The organism is Butyrivibrio sp. LB2008 (assembly GCF_000621565.1).
Classification (GTDB): Bacteria; Bacillota; Clostridia; order Lachnospirales; family Lachnospiraceae; genus Butyrivibrio.
In genome coordinates, this window is record NZ_KK211306.1 from 446,667 (window position 1) to 468,465 (window position 21,799).

The window sequence follows — 21,799 nt, forward strand, 5'->3', positions numbered from 1 at the left end:
ATAAATATTTCAGGAGGAAAAAAATGGCACAGAATCCTATTGTTACGATCACAATGGAAAACGGTGATGTCATAAAGGCAGAACTCTATCCGGAGATTGCCCCAAACACAGTAAACAACTTCATTTCACTTATCAAAAAGAATTTCTATGACGGACTTATCTTCCACAGAGTAATAAGTGGTTTCATGCTTCAGGGCGGAGATCCCGAAGGAAGCGGAATGGGTGGCCCCGGCTACGGAATAAAGGGCGAATTCTCATCAAACGGATTCAAGAACGATTTAAAGCACACAGAAGGTGTACTTTCAATGGCAAGATCCATGATGCCCAATTCTGCAGGCTCACAGTTCTTTATCATGCACAAAACATCTCCTCACCTCGACGGTGATTATGCTGCATTCGGCAAAGTTACAGAAGGTATGGATGTTGTAAATAAGATTGCAGAGACTGAGACTGATTGGAACGATCGTCCCACAACACCTCAGGTAATGAAAACCGTTACGGTTGAGACTTTCGGAGTTGAATATCCCGAACCTGAGAAAACACGCTAAAATATAGCCTGTCAAAAAGCAAAAATTACCCCTGCATACAGCAACCGCTATATGCAGGGTATATTTATATCATATTATCACTCAGAATATTACCACTCAGGCGAGATAGAAATCGCATGATTATATCCATCCGATCCGCAAGCAAGAGTAACAACTACCCTCTTATCCTCTAAAAGGAATGGAATATTGTTATACTGTGTATTTGAATCAAGTCTGATCTCCATTGTCTGTCCGTTAGTTGACAGATACAATGTACCCTCGTTTGTCTTATCCTTAATTCTGCCTGTAACGGTAGCTTTCGAATTCTGATCGAGTGAAACCGTTGGTGATGACTCATAAGATTCGTTTACGATCTTAGAAACATGGTTCCATGCGTCATCTCCTCTGTAGAAGTATACGGTAACTTTATTCTTGGGCATAAGAACTCGTCCCTCTGAAGCATCTGTATTACCGTCAACTACGAATTCCATTCTTCCTTCAGATGTCTTAAGAATAATCTTATTTGTTGTAGTATTTCCTGATATTGTACCAGATACACCGGTGCCGTATTTTGCAACATTTGCACTTGATAAAGCATTGGATGTTCTGTCTGATACTGAAATCGCATGCATATAAGCATCGCTGCCTCTTGCACATACAATCTCAACATTTCTGCCGACCATGATGCACTTTACACCGCTTAAGTCGGTCTCATTATCAAGCTTGATCTCCATTGTTCCGTCATTAACCTTAAGGAAGATCTTCTCTCTGGTTGTTCCCTTTTCGATCTTGCCTTTTACTGTTGCCTGTTTTGAAGAATCAACTTCAGCCTTGCCGGGCTTAATTTCACTTTTTATGGAAGTTGCATGCCAGTAACCATCGCTTCCTGTAGAACAGTTAACCGTTACCTTTGTTCCCGGGAAAAAAAATTTAGCCTCACTGTTATCTGTCGAATCATCAATCTTGATTTCCACTGTTCCGCCGGATGTAGAAAGATACATCTTATCTGCCGTGGTCCTATCATCAATCTTGCCTGTAAAGGTCATCTCTGATGCATTTGCAGCCACCGGAAATACAAGCGCTCCGGCCATTACAAATACAAGCGTTGTTATAACACCAACGATAGCCGATATGCTTTTCTTCATATTTTCTTATCCCCTTTCGCAATACTTTTTCACACAAAATATTCCAAATTACAGTAACATTATACATCATCTTGTGCATTTATGTATGTTTCTTTTATTAAAAAAGAACATTTTTCCGCTAAAATACGCGAAATCCGACGATTTTGACTTCGAAAAGCCACAATTTACCAGCGTTTTATATTCTGCTGTCCGCTGTTATCTCCCATACTGCCGTCTGAGCCGTCCATTCCGTTCCGGTTTCCGCTTCCGCCCGAGCCTTCGTTATTTTCACGCGATTTACGCTCTTCTTCGGCTTCCTGCTGTTCCTGCTGCCTTTCTTTCATGGCACCGTCTTTGTTTCTCTGAAGCTCATCCTGCTGACGCTTTTCTTTTGCACTATTCTTGCCTTCGCTTCCGGATGACTCATTATTGTCATCCCCTGAAGAATTATCGTCATTCTGCGGCTCCTGCGAAGTTTTTTCGGGATTCTCAAGCTTCTCTATCATCTTATCAATGTCTTCTTTGAGCTTCTGGGCATCGGCGTCCCTGTAATCATCGCCTTCATTTACAGCCCAGCCGTTCTCTAGCAGCACATCCCTTGCCTGATAAAGAATAAAAATAGCCGTATCAATCTTTTCCTGACTTGAAAGATCGGTAAAGTCAATTGTATTGCACATTGCAAGCGCCAGATTTATCCTTATCGAACACTCTTTCTTGTCGGGGGGATACATCTTAAGAGCTTCCTTGTAATATCCAACCGCCTCCGAATACCGAAGATCCTTGTAGGACGCATTTCCCAAATTGTAGTACGGCACATAGCTCTCCGGAAAATTCAGAAACAGAAGTTTCTCCTCCAGTTTCATGTCATACTGATCTTTCTTGTATTTATCCACAAAAGCCATGTTCACAAGAACTCTCGCAACTATCGATGCTCCTGCAATCAACATTACAAGTGAAAAAGCCATTAAAAAGATATATCTAAGAGGTGTTTTTTTCATATCTATAACCTCCCTCTTCTGCTAAATATATATAGTTCCAAAATAAGTATCAGGACAAGCGGTATCGCAAACACGTAGTACACATCTGCATACTTTTCCATACCGTCCTCTTTTTCGGAAACAGTCTTGGATGTTTCCTTGATAACTTCTATTGTCTGATGAAGTCCCTGACTTCCGTCGTTCATGTTGTAATACTCGACACCGAGATTTCCCGCGATGCTCTTTAAATTATCTTCGTTCATATATGATATGGCATCTTTTCTCTCTACCTCATCATATATATACGCATGGTCGATCTTCATCTTGGCGCCCTGTGTAGTGCCATAACCGAGCACAACACCGGAATCCACATAGTCTTTCAGCGCTTCATATGAAGTAAGCTCGTGTCCGTTTGTGATCTCGCCGTCACTCATAAAGATAACTATGCTCTTCCTGTTCTCCTTTCTTGAAGAAGACATAAGAAGCGATTCAAGGTCTTTGTACGGCAAAGACATATCACTGCCGCCTGCATATCCGTATCCGGGAGGCGCCAATGTATCCAAAAGTGTCTTTATATGATCCATATCCTGAGTACAGGGCGATATAACATGAGACTGATCGTCAAAAGTTATTATCGCAAAATTACTTCCCGCAAGATCCTCAACAATCTTTTTTGCATCTTTTTGAACACCTTCTATCCTGGGATCTCCGTTACCGTAATCCACAGCCCACATGCTTATCGTTGTATCAACGACAAAAATAACATCAAGGTTTCTTGTGGAAAACTCGTATTCCTCATCGATGATCATAGGCCTTAACCCGATCACAAATGCCAGGATATATATGATCCCGAGCCTGAGCACGGTGAATATTTTTTCATTTCTTTTAACGCTCGTTTTGACAATTACCCAGACCGTACCTGCAATAAATATCGCAGCGATCGCAAGAAGGAGCGCTATCGGTAAAATAGGTCTTATAATCATTTTTGCAACACCAATCCGGCCCCGCAGAATATGCTAAGGCCTATAAGCAGCACAATGTATGCAACCTCAGGAATATCGACATTTTCTCTTGATGATACAACTTTTACCATCATCGCTTCCTGCTTCTGGATATCCTGTACGATCTCCGATACCGGATGCTGGTCAGTTCTTACATAAAACTTTCCGCCGGTATTCTCAACTGCACGCTTAAACTCTGACGAACACAACTTATAGCTGTATTCCTCAGGCAAATAGAATTTATCCTCTGAAGGGAAAATTCCGAATACTGTTGTCTTATTGTTCTTGCATGCCTCAGATGCATCATCAAGGCTCATTATCTGAGGGTAATACTCATTGAGCTCGTTATCGGTGCACATGATTATTACTCGCGTTCTGTCCGCTTCTCCTATATAGGGAAAAGAAAAAAGTGCAGAGCCAAGGCCCTCTCCTATAAGCGATGATCCCTTCGTATCGGCACGATACAAAGTTCCCGCCTCATAATAGGCTAATTTATCATCAAGCTCATAAAAAGCTTCTCTCTCTTCTTCAGTCATTTCCGTAAGATATTCGTACTTATCGTAGAAATCATTGTACATCTGCTTCTGAAGCGCAAAATACTCTTTTAACTCATCAAGCTTTTGTATAACATAATCATAATCATCCGTCAGAGGAACATATGTGACAGATGAAGTATTAAAAATACTTACTCCTATCCTGTCTCCTTCAAGTCCCTTTACAACGCCCTTAAGATACTCTGTAAGCTCAGAGTTGAGGTCATAAAGAGAATAAGAAACATCAAGACAGAGTATGATATCTCTTTTCTTTACTCCGTTAACAACATCCTTCGTCTTATACGGCCTTGATATAAGCACTACAGACGTAAGCATGCACAATATCAGCCCTGCTATCAGGATTGTCCTGACTATGCGATATTGTTTAAAAAGTTCTGTATATAATTCACTGGATCTGATTCTTTGGGTATTCGCAGCACGTAATCCGCCGCTAAATTCGTTCATTCTCTTTTGATTATATTTAAGTAACAAAAAAGATATTCCGGCGATCAAAAGAATTCCCAAAACTATGACCCATTTATACATTATGTCCATGTTCTGATCACTCCCATTGCCGTTTCGCAAGATTCAGAAAGCTCCCTTGATATGGCTCTTCCATCCTCCGCAAATTCCGGAACATAATATTCTTCCATCAACTTGTCCAAATGCCTGATACCAAGTTTTTTGACATCCTTGAGGGTTGCCGTTTCAACATTGATACCTGTTACATCATGTATAAATCCTCTTATCAAAAGACTGAGCCTCTGAAATCCCTCTCTTTGGCTTATCTTATTGTTTTTGTAGTCATTATTGAGTAAGCGGATCTGCGCAATATATTTTTGTTTAATAATATACTGATATCCGCCGTTGATACTAAAGCGCTTGTTGCCATTCGCCGCCCCGGAAGTCTTTTCCCTTTTCTCAAGTCCCAATATCTTGGACAACGCACGAATGAACAACACCAGAAAGACCACAAAAATAACGATTCCGACTAAGAAAACCCAAGGACTGTATTCAAATGGTGGTCTTAATGTAACCGTAGTTTCCATGTCTGTGCCTTTCAAATAAAACTATTGTCTTATCGATTATCTCGTCCTTACCGGACAATGAAATAACCGACGTTCTGCTCTGTTTACTATTACTTGCTATACTGCTTGCTGCAGCTTCTCTGTAATCAAGCTCCATCTTGCGAAGCTTTTTGTTGTGAGAAAGAAACCATCTCTCATAGCGGCCAAGATCATTGTCATAGACATTGTCGCCTGTCAGCATGGCATCTTCCACGCACATCGCCATAATGTCATTATTGCACGAAACGGCTTTGAGCGTATTCTCACTCACGGACTGAAGTCCCTCCATATCGGTAATGAGGATAATGATCATCCTCTTATGCACACAGTTAAGGACATTCTTTATACACTGTTCAAAAGAAATCGTGCTGTCCTGTTCGATATATTTTTCATACTCATACATGAGTCTCTCAATATGCTCTGTTCCTGCCTTGAACATACTGATCTCCGAAGTGTCTCCCTTGGGAAAGGCCATCGAAAAATCAGCTCCGTTCTTGTCCGCAAGATATGCAACTGTTCCAAAAGTAAACAGCGCAACTTCTTTTTTGGATTCACCTCTTGGGGTATCTCCTGTCATCTTCCTGCCGCAGTCACACACAAACATTACATTGTGTCTTCTGTCGGTCATATACCTTCTTACCAGAGTCTTCCCCATTCTTGATGATGATTTCCAGTCAATATCGTGAACTTCATCTCCAAGCGCATATTCTTTAAGATCCTCAAATTCCATACTTCTTCCCTTGTGAATGGAATGAAAGTCTCCGTCAAGAATATTCGAAGTTTTCTTGTTTGTATAAAGAGCTACCGCTCTCCTTATTTTTGACAAATACTCATAATCTATATTCATAGCCGCGCTCTCTATTACGGAGTCTTAACGGAGTTTACTATTCCGTCAATTACCGTCTCAACAGTAATATTGTCTGCAACAGCCGAATAGTTAAGACCAATTCTGTGTCTTAATACCTGATGTCTTACGACCTTAACATCCTCAGGTGTAACATAGGTTCTGCCCATCATAAGAGCAGCTGCCTTGGCCATCTTAAGAAATGCAATTGAAGCACGGGGGCTTACACCGATCCTTACATACTTGCCAAGATCGAATCCCGGTATCTTGTTTGCTCTTCTGCTGGCAACAACGATACTTGAGATGTACCACTTAACCGCTTCATCAACATATACCTGATCCGCGATATCCTGAACTTTATTGATATCCTGTATTGTAAGAACAGGATCTGTTTTCTCGGAAATTACACCCGACTCTATTCTCTTTAATATCTCTACTTCCTCAGCAGCTGTAGGATATGTAATGACCTCTTTTATCAAAAATCTGTCTGTCTGAGCTTCTGAAAGAGGATATGTTCCCTCCTGCTCGATCGGGTTCTGGGTAGCTATAACGATAAAGATATCTTCGGGCATGTTGTAGGTCTTTCCACCGATAGTAACATGTTTCTCCTGCATGGCTTCAAGCATGGCAGACTGAGTCTTGGCACTTGAACGGTTAACCTCGTCGAGAAGGACAAAGTTAGCAAATACAGGTCCCAACATAGTCTCAAACTTGCATGTAGCCTGATTGTAGATTTGTGTTCCGATGATATCAGCCGGAAGAAGATCCGGTGTGCACTGGATTCTCGCAAACTTTCCGTCTACGGCATCAGAAATAGCCTTAGCCGCAGTAGTCTTCGCAAGACCGGGAACGGACTCTATAAGAATATGTCCGTCCGCCAGAATAGATGCGATAAGAGAAAATTTAAGCTGTTTCTGTCCGACTACCTTATCGTCAAAGTAATCGGACATCTTTCTTATAACTTCCTGTGAATAAGCAAAATCGCTCTCACTTATATTATTTCCTGTAGAAGGCTCACTTACGAGCTCTTCTGTACTGTAGTTCTGTATATTTTCGTCCATCACTATACTCCCCTTTTATTATTTTATGATTGTTGAAAGATTACGCATTATACCCGCCGCAATGTCAGGTTTGTTCATTGAATAAACATGTATGTGGCTAACCCCGTTAGAAATGAGATCTATTATCTGATCACAGGCATATATTATACCTGCCTCTTTCATTTTCTCCGGATCGTCGGCGAAACGGTCAACCATGATCTTCATTTTCTGAGGAATGGTAGAACCTGAAAGAGAAACACTTCTTGCCACCTGCCTTGCATTGGTTATCGGCATGATTCCCGGAAGAACAGGCACCTCAATGCCCTTCTCCCTTATCCTGTACAGGAACTGATATAATGTTGAATTGTCAAAAAACATCTGCGTCGTAAGAAAATCGCATCCTGCATCCACCTTCTCTTTCAGATGGATTATATCTTCAGACTGTCTCGCACATTCTACATGGCCTTCAGGATAACAAGCTCCTCCGATACATATATTTTCATCAAGCGACTTTATATCACTTATGAGCTGTGTTGCGTGATCATAGTCATAGCATATTCTGCCTTCCTTCGGAATGTCCCCCCTAAGTGCCATGATATTCTCGATTCCTTTTTCCTTGTAAACGGAAATCATGGACTTAACATCCTCTTTTGTAGACGATACGCATGTAAGATGCGCCAGCACATTTACACCGTATTTGTCCTGAAGATCGGCTGAAATATTTGCGGTATTCTTACTGGTTCCGCCACCCGCTCCGTAAGTAACACTCATGAAATCAGGCTTAAGTGCGGCAATCTCTGCCGCAGCCCTTTCAACATCAGCATACTTGTCATCCGTCTTGGGCGGAAAAACTTCAAAAGACAATGTCACGTCTTTGTTGTTTAATATGTCGATTATTCTCATATCGTCTCCGATCGGGATCAAACGTTGATCTCAGCTGTGAGACCAAGGTCTCCCTTGTTTGCATCCAATATAGGCTTAACAACCTCAGCAAGGAACTTGTCTACCTGGTGAGCGCTGCATCCTACATACTTAGTGGGATCCATTGAAGCCTGGAGTTCCTCGATAGTAAGCGGGAATGCAGGATCTGCTGCGATAAGATCAAGAAGATTATTGTCTTTTCCTTCAACCTTAACAGTCTTACCTGCTTCCATAGAAAGCTCACGGATCTTCTCATGAAGCTCCTGTCTGTCTCCGCCTGCCTTAACAGCATCCATCATGATATTCTCTGTTGCCATGAAAGGAAGCTCAGACATGAGGCGTTTCTCGATAACCTTAGGATATACTACAAGTCCGTCAACTACATTAATGCACAGATCAAGTATTCCGTCTGTTGCAAGAAATCCCTCGGGAACTGAAATTCTCTTATTTGCAGAATCGTCGAGAGTTCTCTCAAACCACTGTGAAACCTCAGTAATAGCGGGGTTAAGAGTATCAATGATGACATATCTTGCAAGTGAGCAGATTCTTTCACTTCTCATAGGATTTCTCTTGTAAGCCATTGCCGATGAACCGATCTGGCTCTTTTCAAAAGGCTCTTCAACTTCCTTGAGGTGCTGAAGAAGTCTGATATCCTGAGCCATCTTTGTTGCTGATGAAGCAATTCCGGCAAGTACATTGAGCACCTTCATATCAATCTTACGGCTGTATGTCTGACCTGAAACTGCCATGCATCCCTTGAATCCAAGCTTTTCTGCAAGCATGGGATCAAGCTTATCAACCTTAGTGAGATCTCCGTCAAAAAGCTCAAGGAAAGAAGCCTGTGTTCCTGTTGTTCCCTTTGAACCAAGAAGCTTCATATTATCAAGAACATAGTCAAGGTCTTCAAGATCGATAGTGAAGTCCTGAAGCCAGAGTGTTGCTCTTTTACCTACTGTTGTAGGCTGTGCCGGCTGGAAATGAGTAAAGCCGAGTGTAGGCTGTGCCTTGTATTCTTCCGCGAACTTAGAAAGCTCTGCGATAACATTTATAAGTTTCTTTCTTACAAGCTTAAGTCCCTCTGTCATTATGATAATATCAGTATTATCACCAACATAGCAACTTGTTGCGCCCAGATGGATGATTCCCTTAGCCTTGGGGCACTGCTGACCATATGCATATACATGGCTCATTACATCGTGACGAACTTCTTTTTCTCTTGCCTTGGCAACATCATAATTGATATCATCCTGATGAGCCTTGAGTTCATCAATCTGCTCCTGTGTGATGTTAAGTCCAAGGTCTTTCTCTATCTCGGCAAGTGCGATCCACAGTTTTCTCCATGTCTTGAACTTCATGTCCTGTGAAAAGATATACTGCATTTCTTTACTTGCATAACGCTCCGATAATGGGCTTGTATAACGATCTGTACTCATTTCATTCCTCCTAAAATATGACAATATTACTTCTCAAATTCTCCCCTGATATCTTCAGTGGGCGGATTAACGGGATAAGAACCGGTAAAGCATCCCTTACAGATTCCGAGGTTTCCGCCAACCATCTCTTCAAGTCTCTCTATTCCGAGATAAGCAAGTGAATCTGCTCCGATTATCTTACAGATATCGTCGACATTTCTATTATAAGCTATAAGCTGATCTCTTGCAGGAACATCGGTTCCAAAATAGCAGGGCCACAGGAACGGAGGCGAGCTTACTCTCATATGTACTTCTTTTGCTCCCGCGTCGCGAAGCATTCTTACAATTCGGTCTGAAGTTGTTCCTCTTACGATCGAGTCGTCGATCATGATGATCCTCTTACCCTCAACCGCACTTCCGAGCGCATTGAGTTTGACCTGAACGCTGGATTCTCTGTTCTTCTGCTTGGGTTTGATAAATGTTCTTCCTATATAAGAATTTTTTACGAAAGCCTGTCCGTACGGAATGCCTGACTGCATGGCATATCCGAGTGCCGCAACATTTCCGGACTCCGGAACTCCGACTACAAGATCTGCATCGATAGGTGAGTCCATTGCGAGGAATCTTCCCGCAGCAATTCTGGCATCATACACGCTGATGTTATCGATAGTACTGTCGGGACGGGCAAAATAAATATATTCAAAAATACATCTTGCATGCTGTTCCTTGGGAATACACATGCTCTTGTCGGACTGAATTCCGAATTCCGGAGAAATAGTAACAATCTCGCCGGGTTCAACATCACGGATAAAAGTAGCTCCGACCGTATCAAGTGCACAAGTCTCAGAAGCAAGGATATAGCAGTTCTCTCTTCTTCCTATAACAAGTGGCTTAAATCCATAAGGATCTCTTGCTCCGATAAGTTTTCTGGGTGACATGATAACAAGACTATACGCTCCCTTGATCTTGAGCATAGCCTTTCCGACTGCCTCTTCTACAGACTTTGTTGCAAGTCTCTCTCTGGCAATATGATATGCAATTACTTCCGAGTCGATTGTTGTCTGAAAGATTGCACCCGTATATTCCAGCTCATGACGAAGCTCCGGTGCATTGACAAGGTTACCGTTGTGTGCAAGTGCCAAGGTGCCTTTTACATAGTTTAGAACAAGCGGCTGCGCATTCTCACGCGTACTGCTGCCTGCAGTGGAGTATCTGACGTGGCCTACTCCGATGTCTCCCTTTAAAGTATCCAAAATATCAGGGGTAAAAGCTTCATTTACAAGTCCCATATCCTTATGGCTTGTCACTTTCCCCTTCGGTCCGTTCGTGTCGCTTACGGCAATACCGCAGCTTTCCTGTCCTCTATGCTGAAGTGAAACGAGTCCGTAGTATATAGATCCGGCAACATCACCGCCGTCAAAATCATACATACCAAAAACACCGCATTCTTCACCAAGACGCTTGTAATTCTCAGTCCTACCTTCGTAATTCATTTGTTCTCCTTGTTTTTAAAGAAAAAATAACCTCAAACACCGAACATTTTAACATTATATCAATCCCGATTCAATCAGAACTTATTAACCTGTCCACATTGCCAGACAGGCACGGGATCTACGCTGTGATTGGCGCAATAGCCATATAAGGGCGGTTTTGCAGCGATTGAGTATTTTGGCATTCAAGGTATAAAAAATCACACTTGTCTATTCCTCGCTCCAAACTCGCCCGCAAGCGGGCTCAGACAGGTGGAGCGAAAGCGGAATAGACAAGTGTAATTTTTTATACTCTTGAATAGCACAAAATACTCAAATACTGCAAAACCGCCCTTATATGGCTATTGCTTAGATTACGGCGGAGATTCGGTGCCGCTTGGCAGGGCACCTACCGATTTTTATCCTTGTTTTTCGAAGTGGTTGTAGATGGCGCTGATTCCGAAGCAGAGGATTCCGCTGATGAGGAAGCTGATGGCGCGGCCAACGGTGTTTTCGTAGGTTATGTCAATCATGATGAACTTGACGACGCAGAACATTGACAGGATGAGGCCGTATACTCGGAGTTCTTTGGCACCGAAATTCTTGTTGAAGCCGACGAAGATACACAGTATGGCAAAAGCTAAAGTGACAACGCTGACGATATAGCCGGCGGCGTCGTAGCCGATAAGCGAAAACAGAAGGATAATGCCAAACTTGATTCCGGTGTACAGCTTTTCATTGTTGGTTCCTGCGAAATGTCTGCGAACGTTGGCACAGGCAAGTGCTGTCGTGAAGGCAATGTTTATTCCCTGAGGAATTACTCCGTCGATCATAATAATATTATAAAGGCCTATAAGTATTCCCATTGCATTTACGATATCAAGTGCCATCAGAGCCGGCACGTTGTTTTGGCCCCGATCGTCCCTGTAGAACTTCAGCACTCGCATCAGCATGTTAAAGAGTCCCACGGGGATAACCGCAAACATGATCATGTAATCGTCAGTATCAAAAGCAAATTTTCCTGCAACTGTGCAGAAGAAAATCGCGATACATACCTGAACATAGAAATACCAAATGAATTTGAATTCAATTGACTTGTTAACGACAAAACCTTCCATCGTAAGGATAATGACCGCATAGACAAGTTCCACGGCGCAAAAGATGAGGCTTCTTTCTCCAAAAAGTTCAAGCAAGGTCATGAGCGCCGCCAATATTATCGCCTGATTTCTGAACAGAGAATACTCCTTCTTTACGCCGTAAACAGCAATCGGAAGAAGTGCAACAAAAAGGGCTCCGGTGTTAAAGAAATCACGGTACATAATGTAGGTACCGATCTCTGCAATCGCAAACCAGCCGATTATCCAAAAATGCTTAAAGAACAATGACGTATCGTCCTCTTTTTCGTTCCGCTGCAAAAAAGCTGCCAATTCTGCAACCGCAGCAATAATAAAGAACACCGTCAAACTGATCCAATCAGGCATTTCCACACAGTCCGCAAGCAAAAGATATGACATATAAAAAACAATCGCGCTCGCAAATGCAAAATATATTTTATTGGCACTGTTTATAAGTTTCTTTCCAAAAAGCGAAGCTGCAAAATATACTGCGCTTATAACCACAATGAAAATCGCGGAAACAGTGAGTGGAATGCACTTCTCAACATTTTGTCCGATCCTTGCGGCAAAATAAAAAATTATAGCCAGGTTTATGCTGCTCTGTACCAGGCGCTGCATATTATCTTTCCTAAAGTTATACTGGAAGGCTCCTCCCAAGATCAAAAGATAGGCCAAAACAGGTAAAACCAAAGCTCCGTCCTTCAAATTCCATGCAAGAAGCGCGGAAATTATGTAGCCGGCGTTTCCGATAACCTGAAAAAGCTTGCTCTCTTTTTTGCCCATGTACAGAATAATTCCGGCCCAGACAAGTAAGAGTACGTACATAGCAATATCGCCGATAACTTTAAAGTAGATTCTGGTCACAAGTATCGACAGATAAGTGCATCCCAGTCCGCACGCAAGAAGCGCTGTGAAAAAAGTATTCTCCGGGCGCTTTCTATGCTCATAAAATGCAAATCCAGTAAGCGCAATGCTGACTGTGAACATCAGACCAATCTTAACCGCATCATTGAGATACGGAATAATAAGGCTTGCAAAAAGAATAAGTGCTATAAAAATAAGTACGCTTGCAAGCACGCCCATCAAATGCTTACCTATCCACGACTCTGTTGAACTTTTATTTGTATTGATAATATTACGGAACGCAGGCTGCTGCCTCTGCTGAAACGCAGGATTAAATTGCTGTTGCCTCTGCATCTGCGGTTGCTGCATTGGCATCTGTTGCATATTTGCCTGCACCTGTGGCTGCTGTATCGGGGCCTGTTGCATATTTGCCTGTACCTGCGGCTGCTGTATGAATGGCTGCTGCATATTCGTCTGTACCTGCGGCTGCTGTATGAATGGCTGCTGCATATTCGTCTGTACCTGCGGCTGCTGTATGAATGGCTGCTGCATATTCGCCCGCACCTGTGGCTGCTGCATATTCGGCCTTGCCTGTAGCTGTTGCTGCAATTTTTTCTGCTCTTCTTTTATATCTACAACAGCATGTGTGGCTCTCGAAAGGCCAAGCTGGATCTGCCCGACCTGATACTTGATCGACTCAAGTTCTCTCTCCAAATCTTCAATCTGTCCCATACACTTTACTCCTCCGATTTGCTAAAAAAGCTTTCTCTTTACTTAGCAATAAACCGCCTGAAACAGTTATTTCTTCGTTCCAGGCGGTGTAATAATTCTGACATTTCTATTTTTATCTTTGTTGCTTATCCGTAATTATATATGAAGCGGCCTCAGATGTACAGTTCCGTATAAGTTTTCTTGACCAGGCAACTGCTCCGCACTTTGCACAGCCGTAGTGTCTGTAATTTCTGGTAAATTTGCTGTCGCGCTTTCGGTAGATCGTTGCCCCGCAGCCGCCGCAGGTGAAGACGTATTTCACGGCCATCTCTGAAACTTTATGGTTCTCTACGCCTTTTTCACACCCCTCGGTCACTCTCTTAATATTGTAGCCGTAAGTGCGGTTCATCAGCTCTGCATACTGTTTCCACTTGCCTGTATGTCTCATGCATCCATTACAGGTATGAAGAAGTTCATGGATAATAGTCTCCTTGCAGGCTTTCTCCGAAATTCTGTCATCGACAAGAAGCCTCTCCGCGATCTCAATCTCATAACTTCCGTCCCGCTTTAATCTGCACAATCCCCAACGGGTCTTTGCTCTTTTATTCACAGACCACGAGGCAATCCTGCCAAGTGCTATTCCCAGGCCGGCAACCTCACTAATGCATTGTTCTCTTAATTCAGTAAAATCTTTCATAAATAAAAAACCGGTAGTGCGTTGACACACTAGTACATCGTTTCACTCCTTATCCTCATACTTGGAAACCATATCGAGGATTTCCTGCGCATACTGAGGATACTGCCTTGCCATATCTTCAACTTCATTCTTGGCATTGCCGGCAACGATATCCCTGTTGTACTCCATGCGCTTTCTGAGTGACTGGCGGCGAACATTGAGATTGTGCCTTATTTCTACCTCCTCGTTGTGGCTTACAAGCGCCTCAGCCTGATGTATCCAGATCTCGGGATCGCGCACTCTGTAATGCCTGAGCATATATATAAGATCCTTTTGATTGGAATCAAGAAGCCTTCTGGCATCATCGATCTTCTCGCGCTCTTTGCGCTCTCTGAGGTACTTGTTGTATAGTTCCGTAAGCTCGGATGAGCTCATGACTCTGTATTTCATTCTGAGATAATCAAGAAGATTTGTGTTGTTTACATATCTGACTTTGACCTGATTCTGCAACATGATAAGTCTTGATATCGATTTTTTTACGGACTTTATCTCAACCTGCGCATTGGTGCTCTGAACATAGAGCACAGTTATCGCGATCGCCGCAAGAAGGATCAGGACCATATATCCATAGACAACATTAAGCCCCATTGCAAGCTGAAGTATCAAAAGAAATACGATCATAACCACAAGAACAACGCCCACCGTAACTGTCAGTTTCTTGGCGTTTTCCATGGTCTCAACAAGATCTTCTTCTCTGAAAAGATAAGCCTCATGCTCCGAATCAAGGCGCTTAAGATCGTTCTTTATCTTTTTTTGGAAAACTTCGGCATCGAGCAGCTTTTCGGCACCTTCTCTGGCATTGTCCCTGAGTCTGTCCATACGTTCAAACTCTTCGTCCGTCATCCTGCTCTTTCTCTTATCAAACTTCTCCTGCAAATCCCTGGATTCGATGATCTTCCTCGCACAATCATCAATCTCTTTTCGCTGTTCGGGCGGAAGCGCATTGATCTCTTCCATATCCCTCAGATGACTTGTGACATCATTGTACTCAAACTCAAGAGAATCTAGCTCTCTTGCCGCTTCCTCCATCTGCTGAAGGCAGCTCCCTATGTATTCTCTTCGCTGAACAGGATCGTCCATATCAAGATCTTTTCTCGTATAGACTATATCACTCCAGTTCTCAAGCTCTGCCTGTTGTTTCTTCCACTCATCATCTGCGGACTTACGAAATATCTTGTCCAAAAAACCCATATCTTACTCCCAACCGGTACATCAGCGCCCGGTCTTTTCCCGGACTGTTTCCCTGTATTTTGCCTTCATATTCTCGGTGAGTTCCCCGATCTTTTCATAGTACTCATGCATCTTGCCTTCAGCCTTATATACGGAAAGCGTACCGATCACATGATTCTCGTCGCCCGCAGCAAAAAGCTCTTCATACTCATTGATCTTCTTTTCAAGTTCCATCGAAACTTCATGCGCCTGCTTGTTCTCTGAAATAAAGGCAACGTACTCCTCATGCGTCATCTTCATTCTAAGTGCCGCAAGATACTGAAAATAAGACTCATCATTCTTCTCATCTTCGTAAGCCTTCAAAAAAAGCTCAGCCGCCCTGTCAAACAAAAAAAGCCTTGCGTACATAACGCCCTCGTTATGCTCTATTCTAGACCTGATGTGCAGGTCGATATCCGGTGTATTCTCCAGCAAGAAATCATATTCCTTAAATGCCATGCTGTACTTCTCGCTCTGCATAAGGAAATCAGCTCTCGCAAGCTTCTTGCTGTAAATATCCATCCCTGCATTATCGCGAAGAATACTCTCCGTCCTCTCGATTTCTTTGCGGGTGTTATATCCGACATAATCAAGGATTGTTCCCGCAAGAGACGCAACAGAGCACTTCTTTGAAGCCATGCCTTTAAGCTCGTCTGCAAGCTTGACAAGCGAGCACTCTTTTCCGATCCATTCAAAAAGATCTTCTCCAAAGCTCTCTTCGTCTATCAAAAATGCATTCTGCACGATGCAATAGCACAGTTCCTCTATACAGTAGACATTTCTACCTATCTTTTCCATATGAAACGGCGTTTGTGCGTATGTGCCTATACAAAGTATCGGTTTATTCATATCTACTGCCTTTCATCAAAGTTCTATAATCTGTTCCCATGATTTACCCGACGACGGGAACAACTCTCCAAATCCCATATCCTGCACTCTCACATCAACTTCGCTGACAGAGTTCATATTCATAAGAATCCTGAGTCTCGTGGTTCCGGGCGGTCTCTTTTCAAGTCCGTCAAGATACAGCTGGACCATCTTGGGCATCTTGCCGGTAAGCGGAGTCACCTGAATATTAAGTATTCCGCTCTGGTCCATGATTATATCCATTCCGGTCTCCGCTTCGTACCAGTTTATTCCCGCATCAAGAAGTGCACAGTACACTTCCGTTCCGCACTTCAAAAGATTTATTCCAAGATTTGACTTAAGCTTGTCCTCGCCAAGGAAAACAAACTTTGTCGGCTTTGTGGGATTTATCCTCTCCCTCGCGGCAATGCTTGCGCCCTTGCTGAACATATTGTTGCCCTGAAAAACTCTTCTTGTCCTGCACAAAAACTCAAGAGATCTCTTTTGCCACTTCTCCCTGAAACCGTCGCCCAAAAGAAATACCGTCGAAATGATCTTTTCACTGCATACCTTCTGCATAACAGTCAGAAACTCATCGTCAAGCCTCTCGCACATCTTGTGATAAGCAGTCCCTTCCTTGGGAAATCCTTCGGCAGAAAACTTAAGATCGTCATAAGTACTTTCTTCTATCGTCGCAACTATGGGCGTCGTGTTGTGATTGAGAGTCATCTCATACACTCTCAAAGTTTCCATATCAAAGTCACATGCAAGAACCGAATGATTCATCAGTTCTTCCGGCTGATACAGCATGTAATTGTAGAAGCTCTCCTCATGGCTCTGGTAAAAGATATTCTCAGTCTTAAACTCAAGCGCCGATGTCACCGCGTTAAGAACCTGGATCATCCTGTTGTCCAGAGATCTCGTTGTGAACATGATCGACTCTACATTATCAAGAGACAGCTCCATTGATAACAGCGAGAGGCTTCTTTTTACAAACAAGGTCAAAAGAGCTATCGGATCGTATTCCGCATCTCCGACAACCACAGGTTTGCCTTCTCTTGCCGCACTCACAAGACCGTATACGGGAAGCCCGTCCTGTTCTTCAATATGGCGCACAGCCTCCTTGCCATAAAACCACTGGTTTACGTCATTTTTTTTGCAAAGAACGGTAGGAATGTTATAAAGTTCGGATCCTGCAAGCACCGATAAAGTTTCAGGCATATCCGCATCGGATGCAAGAAAGCTTATCTGTGAGACCTTTTCTCCCAGATCGTATCCAAGTACAAAGCGTCTTTCTTCAGAATTTCCAAAAAGCATTTTATATCTTCCTCTTACTCGTTACTGTTTTCCTGTATCGGTTTAAAAATACCGTTGCAGACAAAGTTCTTTTTGTGATATTCCGCAAGGAGCTTATCCACTGTATCATAATCCTGCAGTGTCTCTCCTATCATGATATCGTTGATGATACTGTATCTGCTGTTGCTGTCACTTTGATTCTTCGTTATATCACTCTTCTGGATCGTGCCGCTCTCCGTAAGCGCATCCTCAGAATCCTCTTTATCCTCTGTGATATAATACTGAAGCTGTTCCCCGAAAAAGAGAACAAATGCACAGACATATATTCCCTCATACATCTCATGAAGTTCCATGCTGTGATATTCATTGTCTTCTTCACCCGCTAGTCTGTAGTGAATATGACAATGAGTTCCCGGTTCAGTCCTGTATTCAAGCATCGTCTTATCCGCAAAATGCGAAAGTTCAGGAACGATCTCCGAATACTCAAGATAGAACGGGAAATATATATTGTTGACCATGAGGCTCTTTATAAATGCCTCTGCCACTTCTTTGTTTACTGTTTCTTCAGAGCTCTTTTCCGTAGCATAATACCTTAGATATGCCAATTTGCACACATCCTGGATCGGAAGTCCCTGAAGAGAAAGCGCTTCTATTCTCTCAAAGACGTATCTGTCGGTAACACTTCCGTGCACAAAATAGTCATATGCTCCCAGTGACAAAAATGCCATCTCAACATCCGCATTTGCCCCGTTGCGCACATATGATTTGAAGATATCTATCTTTTCTCCGATATACGATCCGCTGTAAAGCATCTGAAGAAGCATTCTCTCAGAAAGAGAATACGTATCGATTCCAAACGCTTCGGCAGCCTTCCATATATCTCTCATCTCTTTTACAGTACCCGTAAAGTTCTTCTCAAGATATTTAAGAAGCTGCTCGTCATACTTGCCGTTAGAAAAGGCATAGTAAGCAATCTCGATTTCTTTTGCCGAGACACCGAGATCATCCTTATCCAGAAGCCTGTCGCACATCCTGAGTACTATCTTGGCATCAATTCCATATGTTCCGTAAGTACCCATCCACTCAAGAGCATTGTTGCACAAACCTCCAAGAACCATAAGCTCTATGATCTCATTGCGCTCATGCCCCGTCATATCGATCGGATTAATATTAATAAGATATTCCGTAAGCTGCCTTGTAAAATCATTGTCGTAATAAAATCTCACCAGGCTGCTCTGGATCTCATTTCTGTATTCCTTCTTTACGAACTCTGATTCGGCAAGATCTTTGTATCTTCCGACATTTTCCATATCTATGGTATACGCGTTTTTACCCAAATCGCACAGGAAAAGATCAAGATTCTCCCGTCCCTTCTGGATATAAGGAATCGCATATCCGGAAAGCTTTCCGGGGATCATCATCTTGATATTTGAATACGGTACACTCACAGCATACCTGTTTTCATCATGATCGACCAAAAGAACCGTATAGTCACTTCCGTAAAGCGGCACGAATGCACGACCTCCGCTCATGGGATATCGCATTTCTTTTTCGCACTTGTCATAAATGACACTTACGCCGCACATCTTCTGATTATCGGTTCTGATCTCCGATGTATAAAGAACCGCAAGCACTTTGGAAGCATTCGAAGCATCCACCATCTGCTTGGTGAGAAGATTCTTGTAGAGATAACCAAGGTCTTTTCCCACACGTCCCTTATCAAGCTGTGCCATTAGATACCTTTCGATCTGAGGCACATAGGTATCATAAAGTTCAGGATATTCCTCGCGTTTCTCATGAATATATCTGTACAGGATCGCATTCTTGTCATACTCAAGAGTACTCTGATACGAGAAATACATAAGAACCATCTTGCTGATCTCGCAAGGAAGCTGTCCATCCTCTTTTACATAAATGGACATCATGTAATACTCATATAGTCTTGTTATCCTTAATTCTCTCTCAACGCCCTTCGCATACCAGTCAAACGCAAATCTGGAGGTTTCTCCTCCTTTTATCAAAAGAGATACGATAGCTTCAAGAACATCATCGCTTCCCTTTATCTTGTAGCAGGCTTTAAGGATTCTAAAGAGCCTCTTGTCGAAGTTTCTGACTCTTGCCGACAGATATACAACCTGATCTATAAGATTGAGGCTGAGTATTTCCTTTTTGGCTCCATATTCAAGAATGCTGAGCTCCTGACTCTCAAGCCTTGCAAGTATGGAAGGAGCTTCGTTCAGGATATTCATTCCCTCCAGATACAATATGGGACTCATACAACCAAGCGCAAGCTGCTCGCCTATCATCATCCACTTTCTCTGACCACTCATAACATGCTCTTCACTCACGTACTGAAGAAGCCATGCAATGCGCCAGTTATCGGGATTTCTTCTAAAGATTCCCTCAAGTCTCTCGGTGACGTCGTTAATTATCCTGTCCTCTTTGCTGCAAAGGGACGTCAGATACAGATGATAACTGTAAAGTTCATCTCCGGGAGCATCCTCAACCTCTCTTGCAACCTGGTCGAGTATCCACTTTCCTTCATTTACTCTGCCCGCAGTAATATAATACTGAGCGGTGTAGAGCCTGAACTCAATATCTTTATCATCAAGAGCATTCATCTTGGATATGATCTTTCCCGTCTCGGAAACCCACACTCTTGAAGTTATCTTTTTACATCTGAAATTCTCATATGTCTTAACAAGCTGAACCACAAGCTTTTTCTTTTCCTGATAATCAGACGAAGGGTGCTTGCCCGTCAGATTAACGGAAACAGTCACAGGAAGTTCCGCTTTAAAAAATGCATTGTAAAAAACAATCTTGCCAAAATTATTGCCGTTGTGAAGCTTCTCAGGCCTTAACCTGAGTCTTAGATGGCAGCTGCTTCCGGTAAAATCATCCTCTGTTATCTCATACTTATCCAGCATGACAAAATCACATTCAACCAAGATCTTGAGTTTGCTGTAACCCCATCCGTTCCTGGTCAAAAGAATCCCTGTATCATGCGGAAGTCCCGTATAATCAATAACAAGCTCTTTTTGATCCAGCAAAAAACTCATCGGGCGCTTCTTACTAATCGCAATAAGAAATTCCTCGACGTTCTGCTCATTTCCGGGCACACATGAAAGTCCCCTGTAAAGGCTCTCATGCTGCTCATCATTGCCCTTAAATATAGAGATAAAGTTACTTGAATAAAAGAGATCGATTGCCTCTTCCCAGTCGGTCTTGGCCAAATTGGCAAAATGAAACAGATTCTTGATGTCACCAAGACTTGACGCAATCTGCTCATGTCTTACCGTGACTACGAAAGGAAGAAAGTATTCTCCCTGATTTGACACTATTCTAAAGTTCCCCTGGAGCACATCACCCTGTGCAAGCCCCACGGAATTGAATCTATAAGATACTTCATAAGGAGAACCGGAAAAAGTCTCCGTCAGGATCTCCATCCTGATATCCGTTGAGCTGACTTTACCGGTCACTAATCTGTTCTCAGGTCCGAATATGGTAAAAGAACCTTCGGAAGTCTCACCGGGACTAACCAAAAGTTCAATACGCGGAGTTGAAAAATCTAATTTCTTCTCTGCATACTCATATTTTCCCTGCAAAATTCTCTCAACTATCTCTCTCACGCCGCACCCCATAATACTTTCATACATTTAAGTATACCACGATAATGTACCGAGTTCATTGTTACAATTCGCTTAATTACCTGCCGTAGATAAATTGGGTGCCTTTCGGACGCCCGGCTGCAAGGTATATGTTCGGGGAGGCGCTGTGTACGTCTGCGCAGTGATTTTCATGAATTTCTAAAAGCAGGAACCGCCGACTTTCACGTTGTTCAGAACAGTCGGCGGTTCCTGCTTTTAGAAATTTTGAAAATCATCTTGCTCGTACGAACAAACTGATTCTGTGTTTGTACTGCCCGCTTCCATGGAAGCCTTTCCGAACATTGTAAAAAATACAAAAAGTGACTAATTCGATCGTTTTCATGTTCCTTAGTCACATTTTTCGCTAAAATCTGCGTTTTTGGAATCTTCAATACCGGAAAAGGTGAAAGAATTTTGACTATATCAAATGTTATGAAACATATTAGTCACTACACCCTTATATAATCAAGAAAAAATGTGA

General features: G+C 42.7%; 17 protein-coding genes. 1 reads left to right on the forward strand and 16 read right to left on the reverse strand.

The genetic code is table 11. The annotated features are described in order from the left end of the window. Positions 1-23: 23 nt before the first annotated feature. Positions 24-548: a peptidylprolyl isomerase gene (locus tag T356_RS0114585; protein WP_026515122.1), complete on the forward strand. Its 525-nt coding sequence runs from the start codon at positions 24-26 to the stop codon at positions 546-548. A gap of 89 nt (positions 549-637) precedes the next feature. Here the strand turns inward: T356_RS0114585 and T356_RS19635 are convergent, their stop codons facing one another. The 16 genes from T356_RS19635 to T356_RS0114665 form a co-directional block, all read right to left on the reverse strand. Next, positions 638-1,672 carry a hypothetical protein gene (locus T356_RS19635; RefSeq protein WP_051563458.1) on the reverse strand — a complete coding sequence of 345 codons (1,035 nt, stop codon included), beginning with the start codon at positions 1,670-1,672 and terminating at the stop codon, positions 638-640. A 164-nt stretch (positions 1,673-1,836) separates the two neighbouring features. After that, positions 1,837-2,649, reverse strand: coding sequence for a tetratricopeptide repeat protein (locus tag T356_RS0114595; protein ID WP_026515123.1), 813 nt, complete (start codon positions 2,647-2,649; stop codon positions 1,837-1,839). Between the two features lie 2 nt (positions 2,650-2,651). Continuing rightward, positions 2,652-3,611: a vWA domain-containing protein gene (locus T356_RS0114600; protein WP_026515124.1), complete on the reverse strand. Its 960-nt coding sequence runs from the start codon at positions 3,609-3,611 to the stop codon at positions 2,652-2,654. Next, positions 3,608-4,717 carry a hypothetical protein gene (locus T356_RS0114605; RefSeq protein ID WP_026515125.1) on the reverse strand — a complete coding sequence of 370 codons (1,110 nt, stop codon included), beginning with the start codon at positions 4,715-4,717 and terminating at the stop codon, positions 3,608-3,610. Before T356_RS0114605 ends, T356_RS0114600 begins: the two co-directional genes overlap by 4 nt. Beyond that, positions 4,708-5,211, reverse strand: a complete 504-nt coding sequence (locus tag T356_RS0114610) for a hypothetical protein (RefSeq protein ID WP_026515126.1) — start codon at positions 5,209-5,211, stop codon at positions 4,708-4,710. The genes T356_RS0114605 and T356_RS0114610 overlap by 10 nt, the downstream gene beginning before the upstream one ends. Then, positions 5,177-6,076 (reverse strand): DUF58 domain-containing protein, encoded by a 900-nt coding sequence (locus T356_RS0114615; protein WP_026515127.1) that lies wholly within the window; start codon positions 6,074-6,076, stop codon positions 5,177-5,179. Before T356_RS0114615 ends, T356_RS0114610 begins: the two co-directional genes overlap by 35 nt. Before the next feature lie 14 nt (positions 6,077-6,090). Continuing rightward, positions 6,091-7,134, reverse strand: coding sequence for an AAA family ATPase (locus T356_RS0114620; RefSeq protein WP_051563459.1), 1,044 nt, complete (start codon positions 7,132-7,134; stop codon positions 6,091-6,093). Between the two features lie 18 nt (positions 7,135-7,152). Continuing rightward, positions 7,153-8,016 carry a methylenetetrahydrofolate reductase [NAD(P)H] gene (gene metF / locus T356_RS0114625; protein ID WP_026515129.1) on the reverse strand — a complete coding sequence of 288 codons (864 nt, stop codon included), beginning with the start codon at positions 8,014-8,016 and terminating at the stop codon, positions 7,153-7,155. A 17-nt stretch (positions 8,017-8,033) separates the two neighbouring features. After that, the gene (purB, locus tag T356_RS0114630) at positions 8,034-9,467 is read right to left on the reverse strand and encodes an adenylosuccinate lyase (protein WP_026515130.1); all 1,434 of its coding nucleotides are present in this window, start codon (positions 9,465-9,467) and stop codon (positions 8,034-8,036) included. A 26-nt stretch (positions 9,468-9,493) separates the two neighbouring features. Continuing rightward, positions 9,494-10,939 carry an amidophosphoribosyltransferase gene (purF, locus tag T356_RS0114635; RefSeq protein ID WP_026515131.1) on the reverse strand — a complete coding sequence of 482 codons (1,446 nt, stop codon included), beginning with the start codon at positions 10,937-10,939 and terminating at the stop codon, positions 9,494-9,496. Positions 10,940-11,334: 395 nt separating this feature from the next. Continuing rightward, positions 11,335-13,605, reverse strand: a complete 2,271-nt coding sequence (locus T356_RS0114640) for a DUF2339 domain-containing protein (RefSeq protein ID WP_026515132.1) — start codon at positions 13,603-13,605, stop codon at positions 11,335-11,337. A 112-nt stretch (positions 13,606-13,717) separates the two neighbouring features. After that, positions 13,718-14,281, reverse strand: a complete 564-nt coding sequence (locus T356_RS20560) for a SprT-like domain-containing protein (RefSeq protein WP_051563460.1) — start codon at positions 14,279-14,281, stop codon at positions 13,718-13,720. 42 nt (positions 14,282-14,323) lie between these two features. Beyond that, positions 14,324-15,511, reverse strand: a complete 1,188-nt coding sequence (locus T356_RS0114650) for a hypothetical protein (protein ID WP_026515133.1) — start codon at positions 15,509-15,511, stop codon at positions 14,324-14,326. 21 nt (positions 15,512-15,532) lie between these two features. Continuing rightward, entirely contained in the window at positions 15,533-16,378 is an 846-nt protein-coding gene (locus T356_RS0114655; RefSeq protein WP_026515134.1) for a hypothetical protein, read from the reverse strand. A gap of 15 nt (positions 16,379-16,393) precedes the next feature. Then, positions 16,394-17,692, reverse strand: coding sequence for a DUF5716 family protein (locus tag T356_RS0114660; RefSeq protein WP_026515135.1), 1,299 nt, complete (start codon positions 17,690-17,692; stop codon positions 16,394-16,396). Positions 17,693-17,706: 14 nt separating this feature from the next. Then, positions 17,707-21,327, reverse strand: a complete 3,621-nt coding sequence (locus T356_RS0114665; protein WP_026515136.1) for a DUF5717 family protein — start codon at positions 21,325-21,327, stop codon at positions 17,707-17,709. Between the last annotated feature and the right edge of the window lie 472 nt (positions 21,328-21,799).

What these genes read in the sequence shown, in the direction of transcription:
- T356_RS0114595 (WP_026515123.1), bottom strand. Translation starts at nt 2,649, where the DNA reads ATGAAAAAAACACCTCTTAGATATATCTTTTTAATGGCTTTTTCACTT.
- T356_RS0114650 (WP_026515133.1), bottom strand. Translation starts at nt 15,511, where the DNA reads ATGGGTTTTTTGGACAAGATATTTCGTAAGTCCGCAGATGATGAGTGG.
- T356_RS0114655 (WP_026515134.1), bottom strand. Translation starts at nt 16,378, where the DNA reads ATGAATAAACCGATACTTTGTATAGGCACATACGCACAAACGCCGTTT.
- T356_RS0114620 (WP_051563459.1), bottom strand. Translation starts at nt 7,134, where the DNA reads ATGGACGAAAATATACAGAACTACAGTACAGAAGAGCTCGTAAGTGAG.
- purB (WP_026515130.1), bottom strand. Translation starts at nt 9,467, where the DNA reads ATGAGTACAGATCGTTATACAAGCCCATTATCGGAGCGTTATGCAAGT.
- T356_RS0114615 (WP_026515127.1), bottom strand. Translation starts at nt 6,076, where the DNA reads ATGAATATAGATTATGAGTATTTGTCAAAAATAAGGAGAGCGGTAGCT.
- metF (WP_026515129.1), bottom strand. Translation starts at nt 8,016, where the DNA reads ATGAGAATAATCGACATATTAAACAACAAAGACGTGACATTGTCTTTT.
- T356_RS0114640 (WP_026515132.1), bottom strand. Translation starts at nt 13,605, where the DNA reads ATGGGACAGATTGAAGATTTGGAGAGAGAACTTGAGTCGATCAAGTAT.
- T356_RS20560 (WP_051563460.1), bottom strand. Translation starts at nt 14,281, where the DNA reads ATGAAAGATTTTACTGAATTAAGAGAACAATGCATTAGTGAGGTTGCC.
- T356_RS0114660 (WP_026515135.1), bottom strand. Translation starts at nt 17,692, where the DNA reads ATGCTTTTTGGAAATTCTGAAGAAAGACGCTTTGTACTTGGATACGAT.
- purF (WP_026515131.1), bottom strand. Translation starts at nt 10,939, where the DNA reads ATGAATTACGAAGGTAGGACTGAGAATTACAAGCGTCTTGGTGAAGAA.
- T356_RS0114585 (WP_026515122.1), top strand. Translation starts at nt 24, where the DNA reads ATGGCACAGAATCCTATTGTTACGATCACAATGGAAAACGGTGATGTC.
- T356_RS0114605 (WP_026515125.1), bottom strand. Translation starts at nt 4,717, where the DNA reads ATGGACATAATGTATAAATGGGTCATAGTTTTGGGAATTCTTTTGATC.
- T356_RS0114600 (WP_026515124.1), bottom strand. Translation starts at nt 3,611, where the DNA reads ATGATTATAAGACCTATTTTACCGATAGCGCTCCTTCTTGCGATCGCT.
- T356_RS19635 (WP_051563458.1), bottom strand. Translation starts at nt 1,672, where the DNA reads ATGAAGAAAAGCATATCGGCTATCGTTGGTGTTATAACAACGCTTGTA.
- T356_RS0114665 (WP_026515136.1), bottom strand. Translation starts at nt 21,327, where the DNA reads ATGTATGAAAGTATTATGGGGTGCGGCGTGAGAGAGATAGTTGAGAGA.
- T356_RS0114610 (WP_026515126.1), bottom strand. Translation starts at nt 5,211, where the DNA reads ATGGAAACTACGGTTACATTAAGACCACCATTTGAATACAGTCCTTGG.